A 3,662-nucleotide genomic window follows, 5' to 3' on the forward strand; every position below is an offset into this window, starting at 1 on the left:
GGGCGATCCATCAGAGGGGGATGGTGGCCGGCGGGCCGATCAGGCCTGCGGGCGGGGGTGGCGGTGGGCGAAGTCCCGGGCGACGTCCTCCATGAAGGCGAACTCGACGCCGTCGTGCCCCTGGATGTGGTCGAACAGCCGCTCGAGCATCAGCAGGTTCTGCGGGCGGCCGGAGACGTCCGGGTGGATGGTGATGGGGAAGACCGCGTAGTCCATCTCGCGGTAGACCCAGTCGAACTGGTCCTTCCAGAGCTGCTCCACGTCCCGCGGGGAGACGAAGCCGTGGCTGTTGGGGCTGGATTTGATGAACATCATCGGGGGCAGGTCATCCAGGTACCAGGACGCCGGGATCTCGATGAGGTCGGTCTCCTCGCCTCGCACCAGCGGCTTCATCCAGTCATGGGCTGAGTTGGCGGAGTAGTCGATCTTGGTCCAGGTGTCACCCACGCGCACGTAGTACGGGGTGTGGTCGTCGTGCATCAGGGAGTGGTCATAGAGGAAACCACGCTCGAGCAGGATCTCGTTGGTGACCTTGGAGAACTCCCACCAGGGCGCCACGTAGCCCACGGGCTTCTTGCCGGAGCGCCGCTCGATCAGGTCGGTGCAATAGTCCAGGATCTCGGTCTCCTGGGTCCGCGTCATGGCAATCGGGTTCTCGTGCGAGTAGCCGTGAACGCCGATCTCATGGCCGGCGGCGACGACCTCGTCGAACTGCTGCGGGAAGGTCTCCACCGAATGGCCCGGCCAGAACCAGGTCACGGGGATCTCCCGGCGTTGGGCCAGCTGCAGGAGGCGCGGCACGCCCACCTCGCCGGCGAACAGGCCGCGGGAGATGTCACCGGGGGAGTCTTCGCCACCGTAAGAGCCGAGCCAGCCGCCAACGGCGTCGACGTCGATTCCCACGGACACGTAAATCTTCTTGGTCATAGTGGTTCCTTTCTGTGGTCAGCGCAGTTGGCTGAACAGGGTGGTGAATTCGGTGAGGGTGGGATTCTCGGTCAGCAGGGCCGCCGCGAGGATCCGTGCTTGGAAGGGGTTCAGGTGTCCGGCGCTGACGGCGCCGGCCGCAATCAGGTCCACGCCGCCGCCGTTGCCGTAAATCGGCACCATGGGGCCGCTCGGCACGCGGGTGCTCAGCACCACGGGGATGCCCGAGGAGATCAGGTCCGCCACGGCGTCGGCATGGCCTGGCCCCGCATTTCCGACGCCGGTGCCGGCCAGCACCACCCCCGCCGCGCCGCTCTGCGCCGCATGGCGCAGCGCATCGGGGGAGGAGCCGGGGTAGGCCGTGATGACATCCACCCGGGTGGTGCCGAACTCCGTGCCGGGCAGCGGCAGGGTGCAGGGGCGGGCTGGCCGGGCGATGAGGTCGAGTTCCTCGTTGCGGAACAGGCCCACGGTGGCGCCGCCATCGAAGGGCTGGCTGGCGGTGGTGTGGGCTTTCCGGGCACCGCGGGCGGTCTGGACCCGGCCATCGAAAGCAATCAGGGCACCCATGCCGCAGAAGCGTGGATCAGCGGCCACCGTCAGGGCCTGGTGGAGGTTTCGGGGGCCGTCCGAGTCCGGCTGGTCGGCTGCCCGCTGGGCACCGGTGAACACCACGGTGGTGTTTGTGCCGTTCACCAGGTCCACGAGGAATGCGGTCTCCTCGAGGGTGTCGGTGCCGTGGGTAACGATCACGCCGTCCACCGCCGCCTCCGCCGCGCGGGTGAGTGCCGCCGCGGCGATCTCGCGGATCTCTGGTAGACCCAGCTGGTAACTGCCCAGCGTCATGACGTCCTCGGTGGTGACCTGGAGCTTCCCGGCGCCTGCGGCCACCGGCGCAGAGGCGACGAGGTCGCCGATCGTGTCCGAGGCGATCGAGCCCTCAATGTGGCCTTGGCCCTCTTCGCTCGCCCCGGCCTGGCCCGAGCGGGACGCGATGGTCCCGCCGGTGCCGATGATGTGGACTCTGGCCAATCGATGCCGCCTCTGTCGCAAGTCGGGCAACGATGGGATGAGACACCCAAACGATTGCCACAAACGTTTGTGTAAAGTGATGTGATGCACATTAGAGCAGGAATCCGTGTGATGCAAGGCTCCAGTTTCGACCCGTAGACTGGCGGCGCTCCCTGCGCCCGCGCACAGGGTCAGACTTCCGACCACCACTGAAGGCCACCGTGAGCAAGCGATCATCCGTCACCCTCAAGGGGCTGGCCCAGGAGCTGGGCCTCAGCCCGTCCACGGTGTCGCGCGTGCTGAATGATGCCGCGGGCGAGGAATCGCGCTGGGCCTCCCCGGAGACGAGCCGGCGGATCCTGGCTTTGGCCCACGAGGTGGGCTACGCCAAGAACCCCTACGCCGCCTCCCTGCGAACTGCCCGGTCGCGATTGATCGGGGTGGTGGTGCCGCGGCTGCAGGACTACGTGCTGGCCACGATCTACGAGGGCGTCGACGAGGCCGCCGCCGAGCGCGGCTATGTGGCGGTGGTGGCGAATTCGCTGGACAATCCAGAGTCGCACGAGGCCCGCGTTCGGAAGCTGATGGACCGGCGCATCGACGGGCTGATCCTGGGGGATACGCCTTTCGACGGCTCTACTCTGACGGCGATCGAGCGGGAGGATGTGCCTTTCGTGCTGGTCAATCGGCGCTCCCCGGGATACCCGTCCGTGACGTGCAATGACTACCTGGGCGGGCAGCTCGCCGGGGAGCATCTGGCCGGGCTGGGCGTGCAGAAGGTCTTCCTGTTGGCCGGCGATAGCCGCATGTCAACCTCGATCGACCGCACGGCTGGATTCACGGAACGATTGGCCGAACACGGAATCCATGTGCCTGCCGAGCACATCGCCATCGGTGGATTCGACGCCGAGGCCGGGGAGGAGGCCACCCGGCACCTGCTGGGCACCGTGGGCGTGCCGGACGCCCTGTTCGCCGTCAACGACTTCGCGGCGATCGGAGCCCTCGGAGTCCTGGCCGAACGGGGGTTGTCCGTCCCGGATGACGTCAAGATCGTCGGGTACAACGACACCCCGCTGGCCAGTGGGGTGGGGCTGACCACGGTGCGCTCGCCGATGCACCAGATCGGGCGCCAGGGACTCGAACTACTCTTGGACCGGATGGATGGCAAGGATGTGGAGAGTCGACAGCTGGATCCGGAGCTGGTGGTCAGAACCACGGCGTAGGGCCGAGGTGTGGCGTTGCAGCGTAGGGCTGGGGAGGAACGGCATGGCAGAAGAACCCGAGGTCCTGATCGTGGAGGACGTTTCGGCCTGGCGGGCCTGGCTGGATGCGCAGGAGGAGAGTTCAGACGGCATCTGGCTGATGCTCGCCAAGAAGGGGTCGACCTCCCCGACGGCGCTGACCTACCAGCAGGCTCTGCGGGAGGCGTTGTGCAGCGGCTGGATCGACGGTCAGTCCAAGTCCATCGATGCCACCACCTACCGCCAGCGATACACGCCCCGCCGCAAGGCCTCGATGTGGTCTCAGCGCAACGTCACGCTCGTGGCCGAGCTGATCGAGCAGGGGCGGATGCGGCCCCGGGGCCAGGCCGAGATCGACCGGGCGAAGGCCGATGGCCGCTGGGACCGTGCCTACGCCGGCCCGGCCACGGCCGAGGTTCCCGAGGACCTGGCTGCCGCGCTCGCCGCGTCACCGGCGGCGGCCGCCGCCTTCGCCGCCCTCAA

At 67.7% G+C, this 3,662-nt stretch carries 4 protein-coding genes; 2 read left to right on the top strand and 2 right to left on the bottom strand.

Annotation, left to right across the window (positions count from 1 at the left end; all coding sequences use genetic code 11):
* Positions 1 to 39: 39 nt before the first annotated feature.
* Both RUH65_RS15465 and RUH65_RS15470 read right to left on the bottom strand, forming a co-directional pair.
* On the bottom strand, positions 40 to 927 hold the full coding sequence (locus tag RUH65_RS15465; RefSeq protein ID WP_313818531.1) for a polysaccharide deacetylase: 888 nt from the start codon (positions 925 to 927) through the stop codon (positions 40 to 42).
* Positions 928 to 945: 18 nt separating this feature from the next.
* Entirely contained in the window at positions 946 to 1,959 is a 1,014-nt protein-coding gene (locus tag RUH65_RS15470) for an asparaginase (protein WP_313818534.1), read from the bottom strand.
* A gap of 200 nt (positions 1,960 to 2,159) precedes the next feature.
* Here RUH65_RS15470 and RUH65_RS15475 point away from each other — a divergent pair, with 200 nt between their 5' ends.
* Both RUH65_RS15475 and RUH65_RS15480 read left to right on the top strand, forming a co-directional pair.
* Entirely contained in the window at positions 2,160 to 3,161 is a 1,002-nt protein-coding gene (locus RUH65_RS15475) for a LacI family DNA-binding transcriptional regulator (RefSeq protein WP_313818535.1), read from the top strand.
* A gap of 43 nt (positions 3,162 to 3,204) precedes the next feature.
* On the top strand, positions 3,205 to 3,662 hold a 458-nt coding region (locus tag RUH65_RS15480), incomplete at its 3' end, for a hypothetical protein (protein ID WP_313818536.1).

Origin of the sequence: Citricoccus sp. (assembly GCF_032154715.1) — a bacterium.
Classification (GTDB): Bacteria; Actinomycetota; Actinomycetes; order Actinomycetales; family Micrococcaceae; genus Citricoccus.